The 24001-nt window shown below is 28.9% G+C and carries 22 protein-coding genes and 1 riboswitch; of the genes, 4 read left to right on the top strand and 18 right to left on the bottom strand.

All coding sequences use genetic code 11. The features are described from left to right. Nucleotides 1–27: 27 nt before the first annotated feature. Nucleotides 28–459, bottom strand: coding sequence for a hypothetical protein (locus tag CLPU_RS12825; RefSeq protein ID WP_050356073.1), 432 nt, complete (start codon nt 457–459; stop codon nt 28–30). 206 nt (nt 460–665) lie between these two features. Beyond that, nucleotides 666–1268 (bottom strand): FMN-dependent NADH-azoreductase, encoded by a 603-nt coding sequence (locus CLPU_RS12820; protein WP_050356072.1) that lies wholly within the window; start codon nt 1266–1268, stop codon nt 666–668. Between the two features lie 361 nt (nt 1269–1629). Here CLPU_RS12820 and CLPU_RS12815 point away from each other — a divergent pair, with 361 nt between their 5' ends. After that, nucleotides 1630–2025 carry a winged helix-turn-helix transcriptional regulator gene (locus CLPU_RS12815; protein ID WP_050356071.1) on the top strand — a complete coding sequence of 132 codons (396 nt, stop codon included), beginning with the start codon at nt 1630–1632 and terminating at the stop codon, nt 2023–2025. A gap of 421 nt (nt 2026–2446) precedes the next feature. Here CLPU_RS12815 and CLPU_RS12810 read toward each other — a convergent pair whose 3' ends face one another. From CLPU_RS12810 to CLPU_RS12760, 11 genes are all read right to left on the bottom strand, one after another. After that, on the bottom strand, nt 2447–4219 hold the full coding sequence (locus tag CLPU_RS12810) for an ABC transporter ATP-binding protein (protein WP_050356070.1): 1773 nt from the start codon (nt 4217–4219) through the stop codon (nt 2447–2449). Then, nucleotides 4209–5951: an ABC transporter ATP-binding protein gene (locus tag CLPU_RS12805; protein ID WP_050356069.1), complete on the bottom strand. Its 1743-nt coding sequence runs from the start codon at nt 5949–5951 to the stop codon at nt 4209–4211. The genes CLPU_RS12810 and CLPU_RS12805 overlap by 11 nt, the downstream gene beginning before the upstream one ends. Before the next feature lie 663 nt (nt 5952–6614). Continuing rightward, nucleotides 6615–6977 (bottom strand): DUF4180 domain-containing protein, encoded by a 363-nt coding sequence (locus CLPU_RS12800; RefSeq protein WP_050356068.1) that lies wholly within the window; start codon nt 6975–6977, stop codon nt 6615–6617. After that, complete coding sequence (locus CLPU_RS12795; RefSeq protein WP_050356067.1) at nt 6967–7479, bottom strand: helix-turn-helix domain-containing protein; 513 nt, start codon at nt 7477–7479, stop codon at nt 6967–6969. Before CLPU_RS12795 ends, CLPU_RS12800 begins: the two co-directional genes overlap by 11 nt. Before the next feature lie 338 nt (nt 7480–7817). Further along, nucleotides 7818–8132, bottom strand: coding sequence for a hypothetical protein (locus CLPU_RS12790; protein WP_050356066.1), 315 nt, complete (start codon nt 8130–8132; stop codon nt 7818–7820). After that, complete coding sequence (locus CLPU_RS12785; RefSeq protein ID WP_050356065.1) at nt 8116–8595, bottom strand: hypothetical protein; 480 nt, start codon at nt 8593–8595, stop codon at nt 8116–8118. The genes CLPU_RS12790 and CLPU_RS12785 overlap by 17 nt, the downstream gene beginning before the upstream one ends. A 156-nt stretch (nt 8596–8751) precedes the next feature. Next, nucleotides 8752–9276 (bottom strand): DUF924 family protein, encoded by a 525-nt coding sequence (locus CLPU_RS12780; protein WP_235436182.1) that lies wholly within the window; start codon nt 9274–9276, stop codon nt 8752–8754. Nucleotides 9277–9474: 198 nt separating this feature from the next. Next, entirely contained in the window at nt 9475–9894 is a 420-nt protein-coding gene (locus CLPU_RS12775) for a hypothetical protein (protein WP_050356063.1), read from the bottom strand. Between the two features lie 296 nt (nt 9895–10190). Further along, nucleotides 10191–10778, bottom strand: coding sequence for a hypothetical protein (locus tag CLPU_RS12770; RefSeq protein ID WP_050356062.1), 588 nt, complete (start codon nt 10776–10778; stop codon nt 10191–10193). Between the two features lie 35 nt (nt 10779–10813). Next, nucleotides 10814–11425 carry a TetR/AcrR family transcriptional regulator gene (locus CLPU_RS12765; protein ID WP_050356061.1) on the bottom strand — a complete coding sequence of 204 codons (612 nt, stop codon included), beginning with the start codon at nt 11423–11425 and terminating at the stop codon, nt 10814–10816. Nucleotides 11426–11778: 353 nt separating this feature from the next. After that, entirely contained in the window at nt 11779–12198 is a 420-nt protein-coding gene (locus CLPU_RS12760) for a 23S rRNA (pseudouridine(1915)-N(3))-methyltransferase RlmH (RefSeq protein ID WP_050356060.1), read from the bottom strand. A 161-nt stretch (nt 12199–12359) separates the two neighbouring features. Further along, nucleotides 12360–12520: riboswitch (M-box (ykoK) riboswitch) on the top strand. A 311-nt stretch (nt 12521–12831) separates the two neighbouring features. Here CLPU_RS12760 and mgtA point away from each other — a divergent pair. After that, a complete protein-coding gene (mgtA, locus tag CLPU_RS12755) occupies nt 12832–15447 on the top strand; it encodes a magnesium-translocating P-type ATPase (RefSeq protein ID WP_050356059.1) in 2616 nt (871 codons plus the stop codon). A gap of 38 nt (nt 15448–15485) precedes the next feature. Here mgtA and mtnK read toward each other — a convergent pair whose 3' ends face one another. The 3 genes from mtnK to secA2 form a co-directional block, all read right to left on the bottom strand. Continuing rightward, the gene (gene mtnK / locus CLPU_RS12750; RefSeq protein ID WP_050356058.1) at nt 15486–16703 is read right to left on the bottom strand and encodes an S-methyl-5-thioribose kinase; all 1218 of its coding nucleotides are present in this window, start codon (nt 16701–16703) and stop codon (nt 15486–15488) included. 286 nt (nt 16704–16989) lie between these two features. Further along, nucleotides 16990–18168: a DUF116 domain-containing protein gene (locus CLPU_RS12745; RefSeq protein ID WP_050356057.1), complete on the bottom strand. Its 1179-nt coding sequence runs from the start codon at nt 18166–18168 to the stop codon at nt 16990–16992. A gap of 168 nt (nt 18169–18336) precedes the next feature. Further along, a complete protein-coding gene (secA2, locus tag CLPU_RS12740; RefSeq protein ID WP_050356056.1) occupies nt 18337–20724 on the bottom strand; it encodes an accessory Sec system translocase SecA2 in 2388 nt (795 codons plus the stop codon). 579 nt (nt 20725–21303) lie between these two features. Here secA2 and CLPU_RS12735 point away from each other — a divergent pair. Both CLPU_RS12735 and rsiV read left to right on the top strand, forming a co-directional pair. Continuing rightward, a complete protein-coding gene (locus CLPU_RS12735; protein ID WP_050356055.1) occupies nt 21304–21789 on the top strand; it encodes a sigma-70 family RNA polymerase sigma factor in 486 nt (161 codons plus the stop codon). A gap of 17 nt (nt 21790–21806) precedes the next feature. Further along, nucleotides 21807–22700, top strand: coding sequence for an anti-sigma-V factor RsiV (rsiV, locus tag CLPU_RS12730; RefSeq protein ID WP_050356054.1), 894 nt, complete (start codon nt 21807–21809; stop codon nt 22698–22700). Nucleotides 22701–22765: 65 nt separating this feature from the next. Here the strand turns inward: rsiV and CLPU_RS12725 are convergent, their stop codons facing one another. Together CLPU_RS12725 and CLPU_RS12720 are read right to left on the bottom strand one after the other, a co-directional pair. Continuing rightward, nucleotides 22766–23143 (bottom strand): YbaN family protein, encoded by a 378-nt coding sequence (locus CLPU_RS12725; RefSeq protein WP_050356053.1) that lies wholly within the window; start codon nt 23141–23143, stop codon nt 22766–22768. Between the two features lie 146 nt (nt 23144–23289). Next, on the bottom strand, nt 23290–23937 hold the full coding sequence (locus CLPU_RS12720; RefSeq protein WP_050356052.1) for a corrinoid protein: 648 nt from the start codon (nt 23935–23937) through the stop codon (nt 23290–23292). Between the last annotated feature and the right edge of the window lie 64 nt (nt 23938–24001).

Here is a 24001-nt window from a genome sequence, read left to right as displayed (position 1 = left end):
ATATGCTTCATCATTTTATATGTAAAGTTATCCTATTCTCACATATTCTTGTTTTATTAACTCTGAGAATTCTGGTCTTTCCTTAGATACATTCATCAAGTAAAGAATTACATTTCCTGGATATGCTATTTTATTTTTCAATTGTGTATATTCTAAAGTTCTTCTTGTCAAAGCTATAATACAGTCTTCATTATGTTTTTCATTACATTCCTTGCATAATCTACATATATTAGCTATTCCGCTAGCAATTGCTTTTTCATCATAATATTTAAAATCACTTTTGGGAATTAAACTTTCTCCATCAGCTATGAAATATACAGACTTATTTTTAATATTTTGAACAACATAATCAGCAAATCCAATGTTACACTCTCTATAACTGCATTTTTCTGTTCCTTTATGGCAGCATTCATTACAAATTTCTTTCAAGTTATTTTCTAAGTTATTTAAATAATCCATATTAATACCCCTTTCCTATGTCTTATACAATTAATTGAGCATTATAAGTTAGTTTATTCCTACTAAGCTTTCTTACCTTTTCTATAAAACCTAATACCTTTATAATTCTTAGAAGCTTACTTTTCTAAATTTATTAATAAGGTGCCAATCTTATTGTAAAGTGTTAATTGACATAAGACTGGCACCCTTAAAATTATTTTAAAAAATTAGAAGTTTTTAGCTTCTTCTCTTGCATCTTTAATTGCATCTGTTACAACTAATTCAATATTTGTGTCACTTCTATCCATATTTTCTAATGCAACAGTAGTAAAATCTGTTATTCCAAGAAATCCAAGAAGTGTTCTTAAGTATCTATCACCTAGTTCAAAAGCTGATAGGGGTTCATGTGAATAGGCTCCTCCCCTTGTAACAAAATGTATAACTTTTTTACCTTGGCATAGTCCAACTGGTCCCTGTGATGTATATTTGAATGTAATACCACTTACGCTTACATAGTCAAGATAGGCTTTAAGTATTGCAGGAAAGCTTAAATTCCAGAAAGGAGCTGAGATTATAAATTTATCTGCTTCAAGAAATTGATATGCATATTTCAGTACTGGGTGATCTTTACCTTCACCAAACTCAACATTATGAAGAGCAATATCATCCTCTGTTAGGAACCCTATATTTTCTTTGTATAAATCTAAGGTTATAACTTCATCATCAGGATGGCTTTCTTTATATGATTCAACGAAACTGTCAGAAACTCTAAAAGTTCTTGAAACCCCTTCAGGTTTTGCATTCGCTTTGATATAAAGTACTTTACTCATTTTTTACATCTCCTTATTTAATAATATTTTTTTGTCAACATCAGTTTTATTCTTTGTAGTAACTATAATAGTGCATTTTTACGTATATTAAATTGCAGATGTTTAATTTAGAACATTTATTATCATTAATTGAAAAAACTAAGTGAGAAATTTGAGATTTAAGATTGTTAATATATGCTTAGGATGGCATTTGTAAAATACTGTTATCATTCTTACACTATTATAGAAAGTAATATTTTTTATAAGAAATTAACTTTTCCTTATATTATGATAGTAACTCTTAAATATACTTTTAGCAATTAGGTACTTTTTTGTTGCATAGTACCCAAAAAGATACTATACTATTGACGAGGTGATCTATATGACAGAGGATATGAAAAGACACGAGGAATGCTATATGAAAGAGCACTGCCTTAAGTATGATGTATGTCCTATGACTTTAGTGCAAAAAATACTTTCAGGAAAATGGAAAATACTAATTTTATGGTATTTAAGTTACAAGAAACTTCGATTTACTGAAATAAAGAAAAAACTTCCAAATGTTACCCAAAAAATGGTTACGCAACAGTTAAGAAGTTTAGAAGAAGATAAACTTATATATAGAAAGGTTTTTCCGGTTGTTCCACCAAAGGTTGAATATGGATTGACAGAATTGGGTAAAAGAATAGTTCCTATTCTGGAAATGATGCATAAGTTTGGGGCTGAATATTTAGAGGATAGTTTTGATACTTCAACGTCTGAAGACCCCTTAGAATAAATATATGTTATATTGAATCCACTTAATCTATGTAATGTATAGTTTTCCTTTCCATATGTTACTTTTTCACATTAACCTACTAAAAATATTTTATAAATTTCTCAATCATACTTTTAATTAAGTTTTTAAATGATAAATATAATATTGATATTTGTAACATTCTCTAACACTATTATTATTAAGACTATCAAAAAATAGATTAGTATTTCCTACATGAATCACTACATCATTTATTGATATATCTCAAGACTCTATATGATTTAATATATAATCAATAGGTTTATCATTTCTACTAAATATATAGAGGGATGAAGGCTTTGGTTTTGAACTAATATAATTCATGACTTCATCAATATATTTACATAGGTAATAATAGAAGTACATACCTATCCCTCTATCTTATTACTAAACAAGATTATATTTAGCTATTAGCAAATTGACTATTATATAGCTTTTCATAAAATCCTTTTTTCTCAATTAATTCATCATGACTTCCTTGTTCAATAATACTTCCTTTATTCATCACTAAAATTATATCTGCATCTCTAATAGTTGAAAGTCTGTGTGCAATAACAAAACTTGTTCTTCCCTTCATTATAGCATCCATTGCTTTCTGTATAAGAAGTTCTAAACGAGTATCTACTGAACTAGTTGCTTCATCTAAAATTAAAATTTTAGGATTAGAGATAAGTGCACGTGCAATTGTTAATAGTTGTTTTTGCCCTAGAGATATATTAGAAGTACCTTCATTTAACTCTGTATCATATCCATCTGGAAGTGTCCTTATAAAATGATCTACATTTGCTGTTTTAGCAGCATTTATTATTTCGGATTCTGATGCATCTAAATTACCAAAGGCAATATTATCCTTAATACTTGAACTATAAAGCCATGCATCTTGTAATACCATTCCAAAAATTGATCGTACATCTGAACGCTTCATATCTTTAGTATCTATACCATCAATCTTAATAGAACCACTATCTATATCATAAAACCTCATTAATAAATTTATCAGTGTAGTTTTTCCTGCACCAGTAGGTCCAACAATAGCAACCTTATCTCCTTTTTTTATACTAAAATTTAAATTTTTAATTAAAGGTTCATTTTTATTATATCCAAAGGATACATTTTCAAATGTAACATTTCCTTCTATTTTGCTTGGTAATTTTGCAGTATTAATCTCTGCTAATTCTTCCTTTTCATCTAAAATACTAAATATTCTTATTGTAGCTGCACTTGCAGTTTGTATTACATTAGATAACTGTGTCATTTGAGAAATAGGCTGATTTATCTGCCAAATATACTGGATAAATGCCTGCATATTTCCTACAGTTAAAGCACCTAAAATAGCATAATAGCCACCAAGTACTGCCATAGTTATATATCCAAGATTTGAAATAAGCCCAACTAGAGGCATCATAAGTCCAGATACAAAGAATGCTTTAAAGCTATTTTGTGTTAAACGATCATTTATACTTTCAAATTCTCTAATTGTATCTTCTTCTTTGCCATATAGTTTTATAACATCAAAACCACTATAAGCTTCTCCAATATATCCATTAAGATCTCCTAATGTGTTTTGTTGATTCACAAAATATTTTTGAGATTTTTTAATAATAAATTTAGACACAATAAGAGATAGGGGTATAATTAATAATGCAATTAATGCCATTGGAACAGATATATACATCATCATTGCAACTGCAAATATGATACCAAGTATTGCTGTAAAAATCTGAATCACACTTTGCTGAAGAGCATTTGAAATTGCATCTACATCATTAGTAACAATACTTAAAATATCGCCTTGTTTTCTACTATCAAAATAAGAAACAGGTAATTTATTGATTTTCTCAGTAATATCTTTACGTAAGTTTCTCATTGAACCTTGCACAACATTAGTCATAAATGAAATAGATAAATATTGTGTTATCTGTGATATAAGACCTATACTTATAAAGGTAGCTAAAACTCCTCCAATATATTTATAATTAATCGCAGCTCCTTCTATCCCTTTTATAATATCGGCTACATTATTAGCCATTTCTGTAACTGCAAGACCAATTACAAATGGAATAGTCGCATTAGTTATAGTGGCAATTACAGTCATAAATAAAGCTAAAATAAAATATAATCTATATGCTTTAATGTAAGTATATAAGCGTTTTAAAGCCTGAATATTATTCTTCATCCTTCATCAATTCCTCCTTAGAAAGTTGAGAAGAAGCAATATCATAATAAATATTACTTGTTTTCAACAATTCTTTATGAGTTCCTTGTGCCACAACTTCCCCTTCGTTTAAAACAATAATCTTATCTGCATTTTTAATTGTTCCAACTCTTTGAGCAACAATTAATACAGTTGAATCCTTTGTTTTTTCTTTCAAGGCAGTACGTAATTTTAAGTCTGTTCGATAATCAAGTGCTGAGAAAGAATCATCAAATATATAAATCTCAGGTTTTCTAACAATAGCTCTAGCTATAGCTAGTCTCTGTTTTTGTCCACCTGACAAATTACTTCCACCTTCAGATAAGAACGTTTCAAATCCATCTGGTTTTTGATTAATAAAATCTTCTGCTTGTGCAACTCTAACTGCATCTTTTAGCTCTTCAAGAGTTAAGTTATGTTTTCCATAACGAAGATTATCTTCAATAGTTCCAGTAAAAAGTAAAGCCTTCTGTGGAACATATCCAATTTTTTGTCTTAATATTTTAATATCATAGTCTTTAACATCAACTCCATCAATTAAGATTCTACCTCTAGTTACGTCATAGAAACGAGGAATTAATTGAATAAGAGTTGATTTACCACTACCTGTACTACCAATAAAAGCTACAGTTTCTCCAGGCTTTGCAGTAAATGACACATTCTTAATTACAGGTTCTTCACTCTCTCCTGGATAGGCAAATGTTACATCTTGAAACTCTATTACTCCTTTTGTTTCTGTCTTTGCTATTCCATTTTCTCTATGATGTATTTCTGAATTAGAATCTAAAATCTCCTGAATACGATTTGCAGAAACTGCAGCAAGTGGATACATCATAAATACATTAGCAAATAACATAGCAGAAAACATTGCATGGAATATATACTCAATAAATGCCACTAGGTTACCCACTAGTAAATCACCTGATCCCACTAATTTAGCTCCAAACCAAATGATAAAAGCAAAAATTATATTAAAGATAAATGAAAATCCTGGTTGCGCAATTCCCATTAGTTTAAAAAGTTTCCTAGAAGTTTTTGTATAATTATTGTTAACTTCCTTAAATCTCTCTTCTTGAAAAGACTCATTACCAAATGCGCGAATAACACGTAACCCTGTTAGATTCTCTTTAAATATCATATTGATGCCATCTAGTCCTAGCTGCTGATTAGTAGACAAAGGTTGTGCATTTTTACCAATAAAAATAACTCCAACAATTATAATCGGAATGGCGATAAATAGTCCCCATGATAAAAATGGACTTGTCTTGATAATCATAATAAAACTGCTAATAAACATTAATGGTGCTATAATTCCTATTCTTAAAATCGTTTGTAGAAATGTCATTATCTTATAGACGTCGTTCATTGTACGAGTATTTAAAGATGCTGCTCCAAACTTTCCATATTCTAAATGAGAGTAACCTTGAATTTTTCTAAAAATATCTCTTCTAAGATCTCTCATTATAAATGTTGTCATTCTACTTACAGAATATGCTAAGCTTAATAATCCAATAAGACCAACACTACATATTCCTATCATCCAAAGGCCTATTTTTTTTACTACTTCAAAGTCTTTTACTGCTACTCCCTTATCTATCATCATAGCTAATAGTGTAGGAAGTCCAAGCTCTATAAGTGCAAACCCAAAGGCACAAAAGACACTTAATACAAGATACCTCTTATATCTTTTAATATAATTCCACATTAGTTTCATAAATTGTCCTCCATTATTTCCTAGTATATAAACATCTTTGTGCTGATGTCTTGTTCAATCTATATTCAAAATAAGATATACGAAAATCTGAACTAATAACCGAATCTGTTAATGTAACGTTAATGTAGGTGCATTAATATCTATATCCATTCTGAATATTGTTGACTTAAAGTATACTTTATCTATTATATCAAAATAAGTATTTTTATAATGTAAATTAGTTAATTTTATCGATTAATTATGTCTTATAAGTTAACATTTTAATGATATATCTGCATGTAGATGCCTATATAAATTTTTATGCCTTCATCAAATTTAAGTTCATGTCCGCCATCATATTAATACTTCAATCTACTTTTGATGTATTTGAATCAAATACCCTTAATTAATTCTTATACCCTTTAAGTAGAATATTCATTTTTTATTTTTCCCTTAAATAGCTAAATTCTATCATATTATTCTCCTAAAAAATATAAGAATCTCCTATCTATGATTCTAATAGATAGGAGATTCATTATTATAAATATATATTTATAATAGTACTTATAAACAATGGTGATCATTCACTTTTCGATAAATAAATCATAATGTTTTATAACATCATTTTTTCCTTCCTGAGTTTCAAATGCAATATTCATTTTCGTTTTATTTTCCTCTTTAGTATCATAAACTTAAAATCCAACTTTCAGCTTCTGAAATATTTTTAAATATTCTGAAATGATTTCCTTTATTAGCTTCAATAATCATTTCTTTAAATCTATCATTAAATTTTTCTTCATTGTCTAAAATAATGGCTAATTTTATATTATAATTCATAAATTTTTGTAACATCGTTCCTGCTAATCTTGTTTTAAGATTAAAGAAATCTTCAGATACTGTTTCAACATGAAGTATTAATATATCTGAATTATTTTCAAAACAAATGGAAATAAGATCTAATACATCTTGTTCTGAACAAATTTTTGTCTCACAAGAAGTATAGTTAATATATTTTTTGTTGTCCTTTTTTACTACTCTATAATTCATCGTGTTTCTCCCCTTGTAAATCATTTTGTTCTAAAAGTAATGAAATTGAACTTAACATATCTTCTATAAACTTTATCCCGCCCCATAACATTACTCTTAATCTGTTTTCTTTATCATCATATTTCATATTAATTGTTGATTTTCCCATTTTAGGGTCTTTACAATTCATTATAGCTATAAGAGTATTTGAAATCCTAAAATATTCATCCTTATCTACATTATTAATATCTACAACGGTTGATACATTTATCTTTTTCTTTATAATATCTCCCACTTCTTCATTAGTATGAAAGTCAATATTTGATTCTTTACTTATTTTTTTATCATTAATATTAACGCTATTTCTTTCCATAAAAACACTTAAATCATGTACTGAAATTCTCCATTGCTTTCCAACTTTGTTTGCTCCAAGTTTACCTTCTCTTATAAATTTTCTTATAGTTTTATGATGCATACCTAATATTTCTGCAACTTTATCTATTGTATAGAATTGATTCTCCATAAAAATCCACCCTTCCAAAATTAGTTTATGATCAAATTATAATAATTCTTTTTATATTAGTCAAGCAATTTATTGTATTTTATTGAACTTTGTTATACTTTATTTTCTTTTATTTGACTTCTAATTCTATTTTCACATAAAAAAATGACCATTTATTATAAAATGATCATTTTTAGTAATTCTATCCTCTACTTAAGTAAAAAATAAAATCCTTGATATTATTCTCGAGGATTTTATTATTGTAAACTAAACAATTAGTAATTCAGGATAAAAACTCTATGTTACTTATGATACGGTTAGCCATATGTTATGCTGAGGTTTTTATAAAACTTATCTAGCTATTTTTGTGTAACTGTAAAAACTACATTATCTGATACAAAGTTATTGTCCTCTATAATATCATAAAAGAAATGATAATTTTTAAATTTATTTTTATCTAATAAATGTATAAGTTCCTCTTCAGAGTAATAATGATCATAGGATCTATAAACTTTAAAGTTATCAGACTCTAAGATAACAATATCCTGATTTAGAAATACTTTTTCTTCTGGATAATGAAACACTTCTGATAACACTATATGTTTTTCATGAGCCCAAAAACTTGACTGACTAGCATACCAATCTTTCTTCACTTGCTTATCTATCAAATCCAATCTTATTAAGATCACCCACATTTACATTAAGTTTAAGTTCAATTTGTGCTTTATTCGATGCAACTAGCTTAATCCTATTTTTACCCTTTTTTAGAGATATCATAATTGTTTCTATATTCTTTTGAGTGTTGCTATCCTTATTCTCAATAAGTGTTTCTACCTTTCCTGTTGGATCAATTAAAACTAATTTCGCTTTACCTTTATTTACTGATAATAAATATGAAAGTTTAATCTTCATATCATTTTCAGCATTATACTTCCAAATAGTATCCATTCCTTCAAATTCTAATTTACCTATGTACTCTTGATCATCCATCGATTGTTCTTCCTTGTTTAAACTAAATGAATTTGTGTCACTTGAAATCTTGTTATCTTTTGAATATAGAGAGCTCATGTAATTTAACCTACATCCAGTAAATAACAGTGTAGCAAATATACAAAAAGTTATTATTAATCTTTTCATCTAGTTCCCTCCACGATCTTAGTAAGTCATCCTTTATTATACCATATGTTTCCAAGACTCAGTTATTTATAGTATGGTTTACCTTATTATCGATAAAGGAGGCTTTTTTGATGTTTAGAAAATAATTATATAAATTATTATATCAATTCCAATCTTTTAAAAACTACTGCCGGGTTGTTTCAAAAATTCAATCTCTTCTAGAGTATATTTACGATTAAGAGCCTTATTACGATGAGGATAACGGCCAAATCGATCTATAATTTCTTTATGACGATATTCATATTCAGCTGTTTCTTTATCACCTAGTTCTTCGAATAAAACAACTGCTTGTTTATGTATTTCAGATGATTCAGAATGCATAAACGGCATAATCATAAACTTTTTTTCTTCCTTTGACATTTCACTAAATCCAGGCTGTTTTATTGCTTCTTGAGATAATACTAAAGCCATCCCATCCTGAGTAAATGCACATGCTTTTTCACGACATAAGTTTCTAGAGAATTGGTCTAATACAATAATTTCTGCTAAACGTCCATGTAACGATACTCGCCAGTCTGATAGTAATCCTTGACATCCACTTTGCCATATATTATAAAACTTATTGCGTAGTTTATTATCAAAATCCTCACTTTTTTTAAACCAGTATGGTTTATTTTCTGGATTAAACCAGAAGTCTAACACCACTTTCCATGGTTCATTTGAAAAGATTGCCTCTTCTTGACTATTTATTTTATTCATACAAATTCATTCTCCTTTCTTTTCTTATCTTACCTTTAGCTATCATATTTTCTAGAAAGCTTTCTCTGCACCACCGGCATAAACGGAGGTTTTAAATATAATAAAAAGAGGACTAAACTTTTCAGCCTCCTCCCCACAGGTCTATTCATATAGCTCTTTATAAGCAATTACTTTTAATGCCTGAACTTCCTCTTCCGTCAATTTTCCCTGAATTTCTTTAAAGGCCTTTCTTTTAGAAATAGATCCATCCTGTACTTGTACTCTAATATCATTAAGTTCAAAAATACCAACTTTTTTAATTAATACCTTAGTCGCTTCCTCTTTTGTAGTAAACGGTAATTTGCTACTATCTACTGTTTCAGCGTCTTCTATAAATGATTTTAGTTTAGAATCACTTTCAATGGTTTTCTTTATTTCTTTTAATTCTCCGCTGCCTTCAAGTTCTGTAAAAACCATTTTCACTACCTTGTCGGAAGCAATCTTAGTACCATAGTGATAAACTCCGTAACCAATGACACCTACCAATACTACAGTGATAGTTAAAAATTTAATGAATTTCATGTTCTCACACTCCCCAATTCTTAGATTAAATTATACTACAAATAGAGGAAAAATTTAATGCGGTACTATAATCTTTTTGATGAAATCATATCTAAAGCTTCACTTTTTACCCATATTCAATATTCGCCCACTATTAAATAAATTACGCTATGGTAAGGTTCACCGTATCGTTGTAACTGAGATTTCTATATTAACAAAATAATTGAGTCACTCAGTATGAACAAAAGAACCCTGAATTCCTTGAAAAATCAAGGCAATCAGAGCTCCATATAGATATTTTTTCTGACATCAAATCATCAATCATACCATTTATTCTTTTTTTCGAGCTTCCTAAATCCCAGATAAATTAAACCAATACAAATTACTAACCCTAAAATTGCAGGTATAAAGATGGACTTTCCTGCTTCGCCACCAAAGGCTACACTCCATATCATTTTAGCCACAGCCATAAAGATAACAACGGATAATCCAAACCATAAGCTGCGCTTCCAGAATGCTACGGCTAGTGCGGTAAACGAGACGGGTATAAGAAGTGACATCAGTATTTTTGCACTTCCCCAATCACCGCTTAAATATTCCTTTTCCATTTCCAAGAATTGTTTTACTTGGTCACTTACAACTTCCGGCCTTGGAAACCAAAACATGCTCGTTAAAAGAAGAAAAATCGTTCCGAAAATACCAGCCCAACTTCTTTTATATGCAAAATAACAAAAGGGTATAAGGAATAATGGTCTTAAATACCAGCTTAATTGATTTTGGTGGCGTTCATAAGCCCAATTGAAAAAGCTCTTATTCGTAAATGCCAAAACAATAAATAATAATGTAAATACTGCAAAGGTCAAAGCTAACATTTTATCATAGCGTTTGAGTTGAGTATTTCCCATAATATTCACTCCCATCTCATATTTGCATAAACTCCCTATTTACCTAAACCACCTTTCATAAAGTCCACATAATTATCAAGGTTTTCAATCATTTTTTCAAGTTCAAAATCCTCTTTCGTATAAAAAATCTCATCAAAATGAATAAACAGGTAGCTTACAGTTTTTACAATAAAATCCTTAGAAAATTCCTTTTTAAAGTCTCCATTTTCTATGGCTTTGTCTATCATTTCTTCAAGCAATTTTTCCGTATCACTTCCTAATATACCCTTTGCAATATCGTATATTTTGTTACCCTTTTCTTTCGTAAACATCTTACTCAACCTATGAAACTTTGGGAAAGCAATAGCAAATTCTGCACCAATTCTTGCTTGCATTTTAAACTTTTCAAAAATGTCCTTTCCTTCATATGCTTCTGGATATTCATTAATCCTTTTACTAACAAATTCCCATTTGGTTCTTACAGAAGACTCTAATAAAAACAGATAAAGTGCCTGTTTATCCTGAAAGTGGTAGTAAAAAGTTCCTTTACTGATCTTTGCATTTCTTATGATGTTATTGAGCGAAGCATCTTCATAGTTTTTTGTTATAAATTCATCTAATGCTGCCTCAAGAAGTTCTGTTTTTCTTTCAAAAGACTTTTCTTTCAATTTTTATTATATCTCCTTTATTATCTTTATAGACCACCAAGTCTAGACTAGTTGGTCTATAGTGAATATAACACTTTTATCCAATACTGTCAATAGGAAATAGAACCAAATTACAAAAGCCATATTCTATGATCATAGAATATGGCTTTTATTTCATAGTTATGTAATTATTTTTCCTTTCACTCTGGTACAATACTGCAAGGATAATAATGATTCCTTTTACTAATTCTGTAAGGAATGAAAATGCAAGTGTGACAAGTGCGTACGGCTCTTGCTTGCTTTATTTCAGTAACTATCTTTTAGCTTATCACTTCATATACATTGCAAATACTGAATCTTAGAGAAAACCGTAATCATTTGTGGTACGGTTCCCCCCCATTAATCCTAAACGCCCTATAAATCTGTTCATGTAGCGTTAATGTAAGTACATTAAGACCTATATCCATTCTAGATACTGCTAACTTAAAGTCTGCTTTATCAGCTATATCAGAAGGTAATTCCTCTTCAGATACTATGAAAGTAACATCACTTTGCCCTTTTAGTGCCATATTAGATAGCTTGTCTGCTAATTGTTCTGATGATATTACTTCACCTTTAGCATTAACTAATATCAAGTATGTTTTTTCATTTATTTCTTTCTCTAACCCATTTTCATTTTTAAGTTGAACTAATTTTAACTTACAGTATCTAGATAATCTTTTTTGATATTCCTTTATACCTTCCATTGAAAATTTTTCATTTATCTTTTTTGTAGTAATTATCTTTATATTCATAAAACCCTCCTAAGAGTTTTTAAAATAAACTGTTTAATATTCATTCACATAATATATCAAAATGGATATTTTTACAATGTAGATTAAGTGATTTTATTAAGTTATAATTATCTATGTTTGACAAGTTAACATTTTAGTGATATATTTTACATGTAATTGAATAAGTACCTCGGTAGGTGAGGTTACTACAAGGATATGGGTTGCTGCCGTAAAAGAGTGGAGACACTCTGAACTGGTTAGCAGGTTCTGCCGAACTCAAGGCTTAACCTAATGCAATTTCACTGCCTTGCAGAGCCAAAACTTGAACGGGACGATGTGTATATGAATTTTTATGCCTTCATCAAATTCAAGTTTTGGTGAGGGCTTTTTTATTTATTTTTAAACTTTTGGAGGTGGAATGTATGGAAACACATAGTAGTAGGCCGAGTACGTGAGGTATAAAAGATTCATCATAAAGTTTAGATCTTATCTTTATTTTACAATTAATCTTTCATACCTCCCATTTACTCATCTATTCAAAACTTTTAATCAAAATATTTTTTCTGGTAAAACTAAATTTAATAACTTTAAAAGGGTCAAAAAAATAATACAACTACCCTTTAGTTTGTTGTTGTCTTTTTGGAGGTGTGAACAATGAAAAACTTAACTAAAAACTTAATCAATTTTAGTAAAATGAACTTAAAGAACTTATATAATCTATTAAATACAAGTAAAGATGGTATTACTTCTGAAGAAGCAAATGAAAGAATAGAAAAGTACGGAATAAATGAAGTAACCCATGAAAAACAATCTCCTTGGTATATTCAATTAATAAAATCTTTTATAAATCCATTTACAATAATTTTAATAACATTAGCTATAATATCTCTTTTTACTGATGTTATCCTTTCTTCACCTGAAGATAGAAGTTGGATGACTGTTATAGTAATAAGTACTATGGTTATAGTAAGTGGACTATTAAAATTTATTCAAGAAGATAGATCAAGTAAAGCTGCTGAAAAGCTTAAATCTCTAGTAAGAACTACTGCTTCTGTAGTAAGAAAAGATACTGGAGTTAAAGAAATTGATATGTCTGAAATAGTTCCTGGTGATATTGTTCATCTAGCAGCAGGTGATATGATTCCAGGAGACGCTAGAATAATATCTTGCAAAGATTTATTCATTAGTCAATCGACTCTAACTGGTGAATCTGAGCCTGTTGAGAAATTTGAATCAATTAAAGAGAATAAAAGCATTGATGAATTAAGTATTTCAGAACTTGATAATATTTGTCTTTTAGGAACTAATGTAATTAGTGGTACTGCAACAGTTGTAATTATTGCTACTGGGAATGACACTTATTTTGGATCTATGGCTTCATCTCTAACTGGTGAAAAAGGTGAAACTAGTTTTGATAAAGGTGTTAATAGTGTAAGCTGGCTTCTCATAAAGTTCATGCTAGTAATGGTTCCTATAGTTTTCTTTATAAATGTGTTGACTAAAGGAGACTGGATAGCTTCTCTATTATTTGCAATTTCCATAGCTGTAGGATTGACTCCTGAAATGCTACCTATGATAGTTACTAGTAACTTGGCTAAAGGAGCTGTAGCTTTATCTAAAAAGAAAACTGTAGTAAAAAGATTAAATTCTATTCAAAACTTCGGATCTATGGATATATTATGTACTGATAAAACTGGTACTCTTACGCTAGATAAAATTGTTGTTGAAAGACATTTAGACATTCATGGAAATGAAGATGACAGAGTTCTAAGACATGCATATCTTAACAGCTTTTATCAAACTAGTCTTAAAAATCTTATGGATCTAGCTATATTAGAGTTTGGTAAGGAAAAAAGCTTTAATCTTTTAGAAAAACAATTTGTCAAAGTTGACGAAATACCTTTTGATTTTTCTAGACGTAGAATGTCTGTAGTTCTAAAAAACGATGAAGGTAAAAGACAACTTATCACTAAGGGTGCTGTAGAAGAAATGTTGTCTATATGTAGCTTAGCTGAATATCAAGGTCAAATAGTTAATCTAACTGATGATATAAAGTTAGAAGTTATGACAATGATTGAAAAGCTAAATGAAGATGGAATGAGAGTAATTGCTGTGGCTCAAAAAAATGATATACCTGATGAAAACTCATTTAGCGTAAAAGATGAATGTGATATGGTTCTTATGGGGTACATTGGATTTTTAGACCCTCCAAAAGAATCAGCAGCACCTGCAATTAAAGCACTAAATGAACATGGTGTAGAAGTCAAAATTCTTACTGGTGATAATGAAATAGTTACTAAGAAAATTTGTAAAGATGTTGGACTAGAAGTTAAAAACGTAGTTCTAGGAAATGATATTGAAAATATGACTGATGAAGAATTATGTGAAATAGCAGAAAATACTAATATATTTGCAAAATTATCTCCTGTACAAAAATCAAGAATTATAAAAGTTCTTCAATCTAAAGGCCATACTGTAGGATATATGGGTGATGGAATAAATGATGCACCTGCATTACGTGAATCTGATGTAGGTATATCTGTTGATACTGCAGTAGACATTGCTAAAGAGTCAGCAGATATAATCTTACTTGAAAAAAGCTTGATGGTTCTTGAAGAAGGCGTAATAGAAGGACGTAAGATCTTTGGAAATATAATAAAATATATTAAAATGACTGCAAGTTCAAACTTTGGTAATGTATTTAGTGTTTTAATAGCAAGTATCTTTTTACCATTCTTACCTATGTTGCCTATTCATTTACTAGTGCAAAACTTATTTTATGATATATCTCAAATATCTATTCCTTGGGATACCATGGATAAAGATTATTTAAAAGTGCCTCGTAAGTGGAATGCAGATGACATTGGAAAGTTTATGATTTATGTTGGACCTATTAGTTCTATATTTGATATTATAACTTTTCTAGTGATGTGGTATGTATTTAAAGCTAATACTCCAGAAGTACAATCTCTTTTTCAATCTGGATGGTTTATTGAAGGACTCTTATCTCAAACTTTAGTAGTTCATATGATAAGAACTAGAAAAATTCCATTTATTCAAAGTAGAGCTTCTACTCCAGTAATAGCTCTTACTGGACTAATAATGGCTATAGGTATAGTTATACCTTTTACTTCTTTTGGATCATCAATTGGGCTACAAGCTCTACCAATAAGCTATTTTCCTTGGCTAATTGGAATCTTATTAGCTTACTGTTTAGTAACTCAAGTAGTTAAAGTTGCTTATATAAAGAAATTTGATAAATGGTTATAATGAGCTTTTAAAGCGTGTCTATTAAGACACGCTTTTTCTTATATTATAGATTCACTTAGTTCCAATTCACCAGTATATATAATTTCAAGAAATTCATTAATATCAATTGAATTTCTGTTAATTAATAATTTTTCTGCTACATCTAATAAACATTTCTCGAATTTCGCTTTTTTTATCTTATCAGTAATAACATCCAATTCCTGAGTATGCGCTAATCCTATAACTCTTCTCATTATTTCACATGAGCAAAATCCAATAGTTTCTGATAATACATTCTTTAGATATGATTCTAAAAATCTTTCTTTAGACAACACTTTTATTTTCAAATTATTTTTATATAATTTAATAAATTCTCTTGTAAAGTTACTCCAGATTTCTTTTATATTACTGAGTAAATGCTTCTTATAGTCTTCTATCTTATCATTATGTTTCTGTGATTTTTCCCAATAAAAATAGTTAATTATAATATTGGCATATAATAATCCAATGTCATAACTTATTGGTCCATAAAATGTAAACTCACTATCAAAGACTTTACATTTTTCATGACTTATAAAAATTGATCCGGTATGTAAATCACCGTGAATTAAGGCTTCTGATTTATTCATAAATATATGTCTTAGAATATCTATTTCTGATTTCAGGCTCTCATCCTCCCAGATTCTCTTAACATTGTCCATTATATACGGATTAATATCATTCGAGTCACAATTGTAATATGGTTCTGTAAATACTAATCTTTCTGTAATATCACATAAATCTGGATTTACAAATTTAGATATCATTTTTTTCTTAGACTTTGCATCTAGTCCAAAATCAGAAGTAAAAAATAAATTTCTCGCTAAATATGTACCTATCTGACTAGGAAAATTAGGATATTCTTCTAAGTCCATCATTGCAGTTCTTAGTATTTTCATATCACTACAATCTTCCATAATAAAAGTTGCATATTTATCATCTTGATAATATACTTTTGGCACGAATTCTTCACAGTGATTTTGCTGGAATTTCATTGATTCAGACTCTAGTTTGTTTCTTTCTAATGTTAGTTTCCAATCCTCTCCAGCAATTTTTAGATATGGAAGTGCTTGTTTTACTATAACAGAACATTTATCCTTAATATTCATTACTCTAAACACTAAATTAACATTTCCGTCACTTACTTCAATTGCTTCTAATGTATCATCTCCATTAAAAATATCTGTATTACTCTTTACATAATCACACACATCTTTAAGTGATAACGTCTTATACATTATAGCTTCACCCCTGTATAATAACTTTAACATTTGTTCTAAACTCATGCTTTTTTAAGTTGTAATCTAGATTTATCAAGTAGTATCTTCATCCATTTTATTTATTTCGATTATACTATTTATTTAAATATTTGTAAATATTCTCCATATATAACGAGAATTATTTCACTAAAAGTTATCAAGCAAAGATGAAACTTAAAGTAATATATAATAAAAAATATGATAAGGAATATTCCTTATCATATTTACATTTGTATAACTATTTATTCTAATTACATTCCTAATGTTATAACTCATGTTCTGCTTCAACTGCTTTAGATATATTCAATATATCCATAAGCTTATGAACATTAATGTCAGTGATTATCCCCTCTTCATGCCAATGATTTTTACAGCCACAATAGTCAAGCAAAACACATTGTGGAACAAATCCTAACTCTTTTGCTTTCCAACCTCCTGAAATAAGACCAAGAACACATGCTACTCCAACTATTCCTTTTTCATTTTTTTCAATCTTTGTATTTTTAAATGCAGTAGATTCATGAGGAATAATCAATACTCTAAAGTTATGTTTTCTTCCCATTTGAATCAAATGATTTGCTTTACATTTTGACGTACAACCAGTACACAATTGTCCTTCTTCATTTTCAATAGCTTTACAATTCCTTTTTGATTGAAATCTCATACATGCAGGTAAAAGCAATATCTTTTCCTTAGTTTTTAAAAAATCTTCTCTAAATACTCTATTCATTATCTCTGCTCCTACCATATTTAAGTGATACTCAATCCTTTTTCGTCCACAATACACATTGTCTTCTTTCCATTTATGCCTTTTATAAGTTCCTGTAAGAAATCTTTCTACATTTTCAGTAAAGCACCCCAGCCTATCTCTACTTTTATATTCAAACCACTTTGCTAAATCTAAAGCTATTAAAATAATATTACTAGCTTCTTCTTTTGACTTACTAGATAGATAGTCTTGCCAATGTTTTAATCGTTTAATTTCTTGATTAAACTCTCCTGTTGCATCTAACCAATCTAGTAACTTGTTCATGTTTTCAACTGTTCTATTTATTGGACTCAGTTGACTTTTTTCTTTAAGTAAAAATAATCTACCTAAGAATCCCCTTATATAATCAACTGCTATTTTTGTAAAACCACCTATGCCTCTCAAATCTACTAGTTTATTAAGTGTCACTTTTGGAATTTTTCCTAATATAAGAGCTTTATCAATATATTTTATCCATAAAACGCCTAATGTTAATAATTCAAAGGAATATTCATCTTTACTTCTAACAGCTTCACAATCATTTTCTATTATATAATCTTGAAAATCTTTTACTAATATATCAGTGGACTCACTAAGCTTAAACATTACTTCGTCAGTAAAAGTTGATACTTTCATATAGTATTCATACGATGTTTTATCATTCAGCTTTAAAGAATATGTTATTATATCCCCCATGCAAACCTCATTATCCCCTTTCCCGACTATGCTATAAAATATCTAATTCTAAATCTCACATAGTTTTCTCTTCTAAACTATTTTAATAGTTTTATACAAGAAGTTGCCACTTTTAATGTAGCATGATGAATTATCTAAATTATAATATAAAATTACCCTTATATTTAATTACTTGGATATCTTCTTCTTTTTAAAAATACGTTTATAAATAGACTGTAATGAAAAAAGAGTGCCAGTAATAGTAGTAGTTACGGTTTTTACTAAAAGAGGAAGATTACTAAACTGATCTGGGCTGTCGTCTATAAGATAAGTCCAAGTAGATGAAGGTACTTTCAGTCTCGCTTTATCTATCTTTATTCCATCTTCATTAATTTCAACATCATGAAATGTATTAACTATCTCATGCTCTATTCTATTCATCATCTCATCAAACGCTTCTATTGCAATTTTACGAAATTCATCTAGAGGATTTTTTCCTCCTATTACAACTAAGTGTATAGTTTCTCTTATGTGAGAAATATAATCAAGATAATCAGCCCAACATTTGTTTATACAATATAAAATAATCTGCTTCTCAACTTTTCTTAATGTTTCTTCCCCTACTTGACTACGAAAAAAATCATATCGTTCAGCAGCTTTAATTGATAATATCTTCAGTGGTACCTTATCAATAAGAATATCTTGACGTTTATTATGGATGATACGTCGTTGTTGTTCTATAATAAAAGAATATTTCCACAGTTGTCTTCTCATATCTGAATTATAGCCCTCTATAATCCTCTGTCCTCTTTCCAACTGTTGATGGATAACAGGATCTTCAACAACTTCATCATGCTTTGGGGAATAATTATGTGAAATCAACTTCGATACATCATATTTTTGTATCAGTTCATCATCTAAACTAATAAAAAATCTACTCTCTCCAGGATCCCCTTGGCGACCAGCTCTACCCTTTAACTGATCGTATATTCTTCTGCTTTCATGGAGGCTAGTTCCTATTACATATAATCCTCCTAAGGTACATACTTTATCACGATCTAGTTCTTTTTCTCCACCTAATTTTATATCAATCCCTCTACCAGCCATATTGGTAGATACTGTTACAGCTCCTATTTCTCCAGCTCTAGCAATAATCTTAGCTTCCATTTCATCATTTTTTGCATTTAATACTTGACAGTTTATACCTTCCTCTCTTAGATTATGTGCGAGCAATTCTGATTCCTCTACACTACCTGTACCAATTAAAATAGGCTGTCCTGTCTTATGGACTCTTTTAATTTTAGAAACGATTGCTTTCTGCTTAGCTAGCTTATTCGCAAAAATCATGTTTGGATGATCTTTACGAATACATGGTTTACTTGTATGTATCACTACCACATCCTTATTATAAAACTCTATTAACTCTTCTGCTGCTGTATTAGCTGTTCCCGTCATTCCTGATATTCTTGGATATAGACTCAAATAATGTTGTAATGCAATAGATCCCATAATTATTCCATTTGATTCAGATACAATTCCCTCTTTAGCTTCAACTGCTACTTGGATATTATGAGGCCAGTGCCTTTTGTCTGCTACACGACCGGTAAATTCATCAATAATTTCAATTTTTTCATTTCTTATAATATAGTCTCTGTCCTTTTTAAGCAGTACTTCAGCATGTAATGCACAATTTATCTTAGTAAGCAACTCTAAGTTTTTAGAATGATAAAGGTTATCGCATCCTAAAATATCTTCAACTTTTGAAAGTCCCTTATCAGTAAGATATACATCCCTTTTATATTTATCAGTTTCATAATCGTCATTAGGCTTAAGGTTTCTTACTATATCAGATAAATAAATTTGATTTTCTACATCTTCCTCTACTTTACCTGCAATTACAAGAGGTGAACGTGTCTCATCAATAAGGATAGAATCAGCTTCATCGATAATTGCATAGTGTAATGGTCGATGAACAAGTTTTTCCTTTTCCATACATAGGAAGTCACGAAGATAATCAAATCCTGACTCCTTTGTAGTCACATATGTTATATCTGACCAATAAGCATTCTGTTTCTTATATATATCCATATCTTCTTTAATATGTCCTACTGTAAGACCCAAAAATTCATATATATGTCCCATACATTCTGCATCTCTACCTGCAAGATAATCATTGAAAGTCAAAATATGAACACCTTTACCTGTCAAAGCATTTAAATATGCTGGCATTGTAGCAGCTAGGGTTTTCCCCTCTCCAGTTTTCATTTCTACAATCTTATCTCTATGCAAAGCAATTCCCGCCATAATCTGTGTGTCAAAAGGACACATTCCTAATACACGTCGTGATGTCTCCCTTACCAGTGCAAAAGACTCTGTTAAAAGCTTTTCATGTGATATTCCATCTCGTGCTTGTTTTTTAAGTCTAATTGATAATTCTTTAAGCTGATAATCACTCAAGTTTCTTAATTTAATATTGTTTATTTCTTCTAAAACTTTTTTATAGGGTTCTAAATCATATTCCATAGGATTTTGAAGATTTCGTATGAAATCAATTAATTTAGATAGTTTATTAGACATAATAAATCCCTCCTGCAAATAGTCAAATTTCAATAAGTATTTCAACTATCTTGCAAAAGAAATCTTTGTTATCTTAAAGGTATGATATAAAACAAGAATTAAAGCATTAAGGAAAAAAATAATATACAGTGAAATTATGAAGTGATTTGATAAGCTATAAAATCTATAAATAGATACAATAATATTACTTAAAAGTATTTTTAATAAAAGAAAATTATATACGATCTGTGTACTTATAAAAGATAAAAGGAACAGAATTGAACATACAGGCAAAGCCTTATTAGAGATAAAAAACTTATTGCTAGTAAGACTATCACTCATAATTTTAAAACTATATATTGTAGCTAATATGCCAATGAGTAATATAATCATTTTCCCTGCTCCTTTAATAACAGATATTATAATCGTTAAAATTAAATTTTCATTTAAAAACCTAAAACATGTCAATATTATAGCATAAATTTATATACTAAAAATTTTAAATTTTTTATAAAACTTTAAAACTTTTTATTACTTTCATGCGTCTATATAGTATAAGGTGATTATGATACGTATCTAAAAAAGGAGTACTTTGGTCTTATGAGAAAAAAAGATTTAGAAAAAATAGTTATAGACTATATTTTAGAAAATAAAGAAAATTGCTATAGGCTAGCATATAGCTATGTAAAAAATGTTGATGATGCTTTAGACATTGTACAAGAGTCTACCTACAAAGCAGTAACATCTTTAAATTCACTTAAAGAACCTAAATATATAAAAACATGGTTTTATAGAATTATAGTAAATACTTCTTTAGACTTTTTAAGAAAACAAAAAAAAGTTGATATAGTAAGTGAAGAAATTTTAGATGTTTATAGTCACGGGGTAGATGATGTCTATGAAAATATAGACTTGCAAAGAGAATTAGATAATTTACCTCCTAATTATCGCATTATAGTAATTCTTAGATACTTTGAGGATTTAAAAATAGAAGAAATTGCAGATATATTGAAAGAAAATACAAGCACCGTAAAAACTAGACTATATTCTGCACTTAAAAAATTGCGTATAAGTATGAAAGATTAATCTTTAGGAGTGAAAATATGAATAATAGAAAACTAGACGAATTGAAAAAAGAATATATGAATACACCTATTCCTGATGAATTGGACTTTATAGTAAGAAAATCTTTAAAAAGTGGAGGAAAGAAAAATATGAAAAGAAATAATAAATTTAAATTAATTGGTGCAATAGCTGCTTCAGCTATTATATTTACAGGTGCTGTTAATACTAGTCCACCTATTGCAAATGCTTTATCAGAAATTCCAGTGATAAAAAGCTTAGTGAAAGTAGTTAACTTTACAGAATATAATATAAAAGAAGATAATTTTGAAGCAAACATAAAAGTGCCTAAAATATCTGATTTAGAAAATAAAGATTTAGAAAATAGCCTAAATGAAAAATATATTAAAGAAAATAAGAAGTTATATGATGACTTTATCACTCAAATGGAAAAATTGAAGTCAAAAGGAAAAGGTAATTTAGGTTTAGATGCAGGATATGAGGTAAAAACAGATAATGAAAGAATACTTTCCGTAGGACGATATGTTACAAATACTATGGCTTCATCATCAACAGAAATAAAATATGATACTATTGATAAAAGAAATCAAATTCTAATAACTTTACCAAGTCTATTTAAAAACAATAGTTATGTAAATGTTATAAGTGAAAACATAAAGAAACAAATGAAAGAACAGATGAAATCAGACACAGGCAAAGTTTATTTTGTTGACACTGGCAACAAAGAAGATGAACCTATAGATCTTTTTGAAAAAATAGCTAAAGATCAAAACTTCTATATAAATAAAGATGGGAAATTAGTTATTTCCTTTAACGAATATGATGTAGCCCCTGGTTATATGGGAGTTGTAGAATTTGTGATTCCTACAGATGTAATTTCTAATATTCTAGTTGGTAATGAATATATTAAATAATCATATATCTTATATTAAACTATAAAAGACTATGAAAATTTAATTTTCATAGTCTTTTACTATTGTCATAGAATTGAATCTTCCTTAATTGTTTTTATCCTTATAAATACTATAGTTTTAATGATTAGTAGTATTACTATAGCTATACGCATAGGTAAAATATCTTTGACAATAAATAAAGCACCTAATGCTATATAAACTGATATAAGTATTATTAGTTTTGTTTTCAATGTCATTCCTCTATTTTCTTTAAAAGGCTTTAAGTGTTTTTTATAAACTTTAGTAGTTTCAAACCATACATTAACCCTATCAGAGCCCTTTATAAAACATAGAGATGTAAGTACTAGAAACGGAAATGTTGGTAGTAAAGGTATTAATATAGCTATGACGCCAAAACCTAGAGAAATAAAGCCTAATACTATAAGTAATCCCTTTTTTAACATACCAATTTCTCCTCTTACTTTGTTCGAAATATCTAAATTATTTTACTAACTTTATAATAACATTTGTGATATTGATTTTCAATTACGTAAAATATATTTATCTACAAATATATTAACTAAAAGTAAATAATGTTATGTAGTTTTTACTATAGAGCACATACTAATTCTCTTGCTTTTCTCGCAGCTTCATTTGCATCTTTAGTATAAAGATCAGCCCCTATTGAGTCGGCAAAATGTTGTGATATAGGACCTCCTCCAATCATTACCTTATACTTATCTCTTATTCCTTTCTCTTCTAATTTATCTATTACGATTTTCATGCCTTCCATTGTCGTAGTCATTAATGTTGACATCCCTATTATATCTGCCTCTACTTCCTCTGCTTTTTCTATAAACTTATCAAGTGGTACATCTCTTCCAAGATCATAAACTTCAAAACCTGATGATTGCATCATTATTTTTACAAGGTTCTTTCCAATGTCATGAGTATCTCCTTCAACAACTCCTATTACTACCTTTATAGGTTTGTCATCGTTATTTTTATCAATATATGGTTTTACAACCTCAATTCCACTATTAAATGCATCTGAACATACTAGAACTTCTGGAAGATAATATTCTTCTTCTTCAAAAAGTCTACTTACTTCATCCATTCCTTTTATTAATGCATCTGTTATTATTTCATATGCAGGAATACCTTTATCAAGAGCTTCTTTACACAGATCTACTACTGCTTGCTCCTCCATATCAACCACTGATTTTTTAATATCATTAAATAAATTTTCTTTTAACATATTATATTTCTCCCTTATATTAATTTTATTTGTAAACTATTTATAATTTTTAAACAGCTATAAT

The sequence above is a fragment of the Gottschalkia purinilytica genome, assembly GCF_001190785.1.
Taxonomy (GTDB): Bacteria; Bacillota; Clostridia; order Tissierellales; family Gottschalkiaceae; genus Gottschalkia_A; species Gottschalkia_A purinilytica.
Note: the sequence above shows the minus strand (reverse complement) of the source record. Positions and strands in the feature narration are given on the sequence as shown.

Coding starts and splice junctions, on each gene's coding strand:
- secA2 (WP_050356056.1), bottom strand. CDS start 20,724: ATGTCTAATAAACTATCTAAATTAATTGATTTCATACGAAATCTTCAA.
- CLPU_RS12785 (WP_050356065.1), bottom strand. CDS start 8,595: ATGAAAAGATTAATAATAACTTTTTGTATATTTGCTACACTGTTATTT.
- CLPU_RS12720 (WP_050356052.1), bottom strand. CDS start 23,937: ATGTTAAAAGAAAATTTATTTAATGATATTAAAAAATCAGTGGTTGAT.
- CLPU_RS12735 (WP_050356055.1), top strand. CDS start 21,304: ATGAGAAAAAAAGATTTAGAAAAAATAGTTATAGACTATATTTTAGAA.
- rsiV (WP_050356054.1), top strand. CDS start 21,807: ATGAATAATAGAAAACTAGACGAATTGAAAAAAGAATATATGAATACA.
- CLPU_RS12795 (WP_050356067.1), bottom strand. CDS start 7,479: ATGGAGAATCAATTCTATACAATAGATAAAGTTGCAGAAATATTAGGT.
- CLPU_RS12805 (WP_050356069.1), bottom strand. CDS start 5,951: ATGAAACTAATGTGGAATTATATTAAAAGATATAAGAGGTATCTTGTA.
- CLPU_RS12760 (WP_050356060.1), bottom strand. CDS start 12,198: ATGAATATAAAGATAATTACTACAAAAAAGATAAATGAAAAATTTTCA.
- CLPU_RS12775 (WP_050356063.1), bottom strand. CDS start 9,894: ATGAAATTCATTAAATTTTTAACTATCACTGTAGTATTGGTAGGTGTC.
- CLPU_RS12770 (WP_050356062.1), bottom strand. CDS start 10,778: ATGGGAAATACTCAACTCAAACGCTATGATAAAATGTTAGCTTTGACC.
- CLPU_RS12815 (WP_050356071.1), top strand. CDS start 1,630: ATGACAGAGGATATGAAAAGACACGAGGAATGCTATATGAAAGAGCAC.
- CLPU_RS12825 (WP_050356073.1), bottom strand. CDS start 459: ATGGATTATTTAAATAACTTAGAAAATAACTTGAAAGAAATTTGTAAT.
- CLPU_RS12725 (WP_050356053.1), bottom strand. CDS start 23,143: ATGTTAAAAAAGGGATTACTTATAGTATTAGGCTTTATTTCTCTAGGT.
- mtnK (WP_050356058.1), bottom strand. CDS start 16,703: ATGTATAAGACGTTATCACTTAAAGATGTGTGTGATTATGTAAAGAGT.
- CLPU_RS12745 (WP_050356057.1), bottom strand. CDS start 18,168: ATGGGGGATATAATAACATATTCTTTAAAGCTGAATGATAAAACATCG.
- CLPU_RS12810 (WP_050356070.1), bottom strand. CDS start 4,219: ATGAAGAATAATATTCAGGCTTTAAAACGCTTATATACTTACATTAAA.
- CLPU_RS12800 (WP_050356068.1), bottom strand. CDS start 6,977: ATGAATTATAGAGTAGTAAAAAAGGACAACAAAAAATATATTAACTAT.
- CLPU_RS12820 (WP_050356072.1), bottom strand. CDS start 1,268: ATGAGTAAAGTACTTTATATCAAAGCGAATGCAAAACCTGAAGGGGTT.
- mgtA (WP_050356059.1), top strand. CDS start 12,832: ATGAAAAACTTAACTAAAAACTTAATCAATTTTAGTAAAATGAACTTA.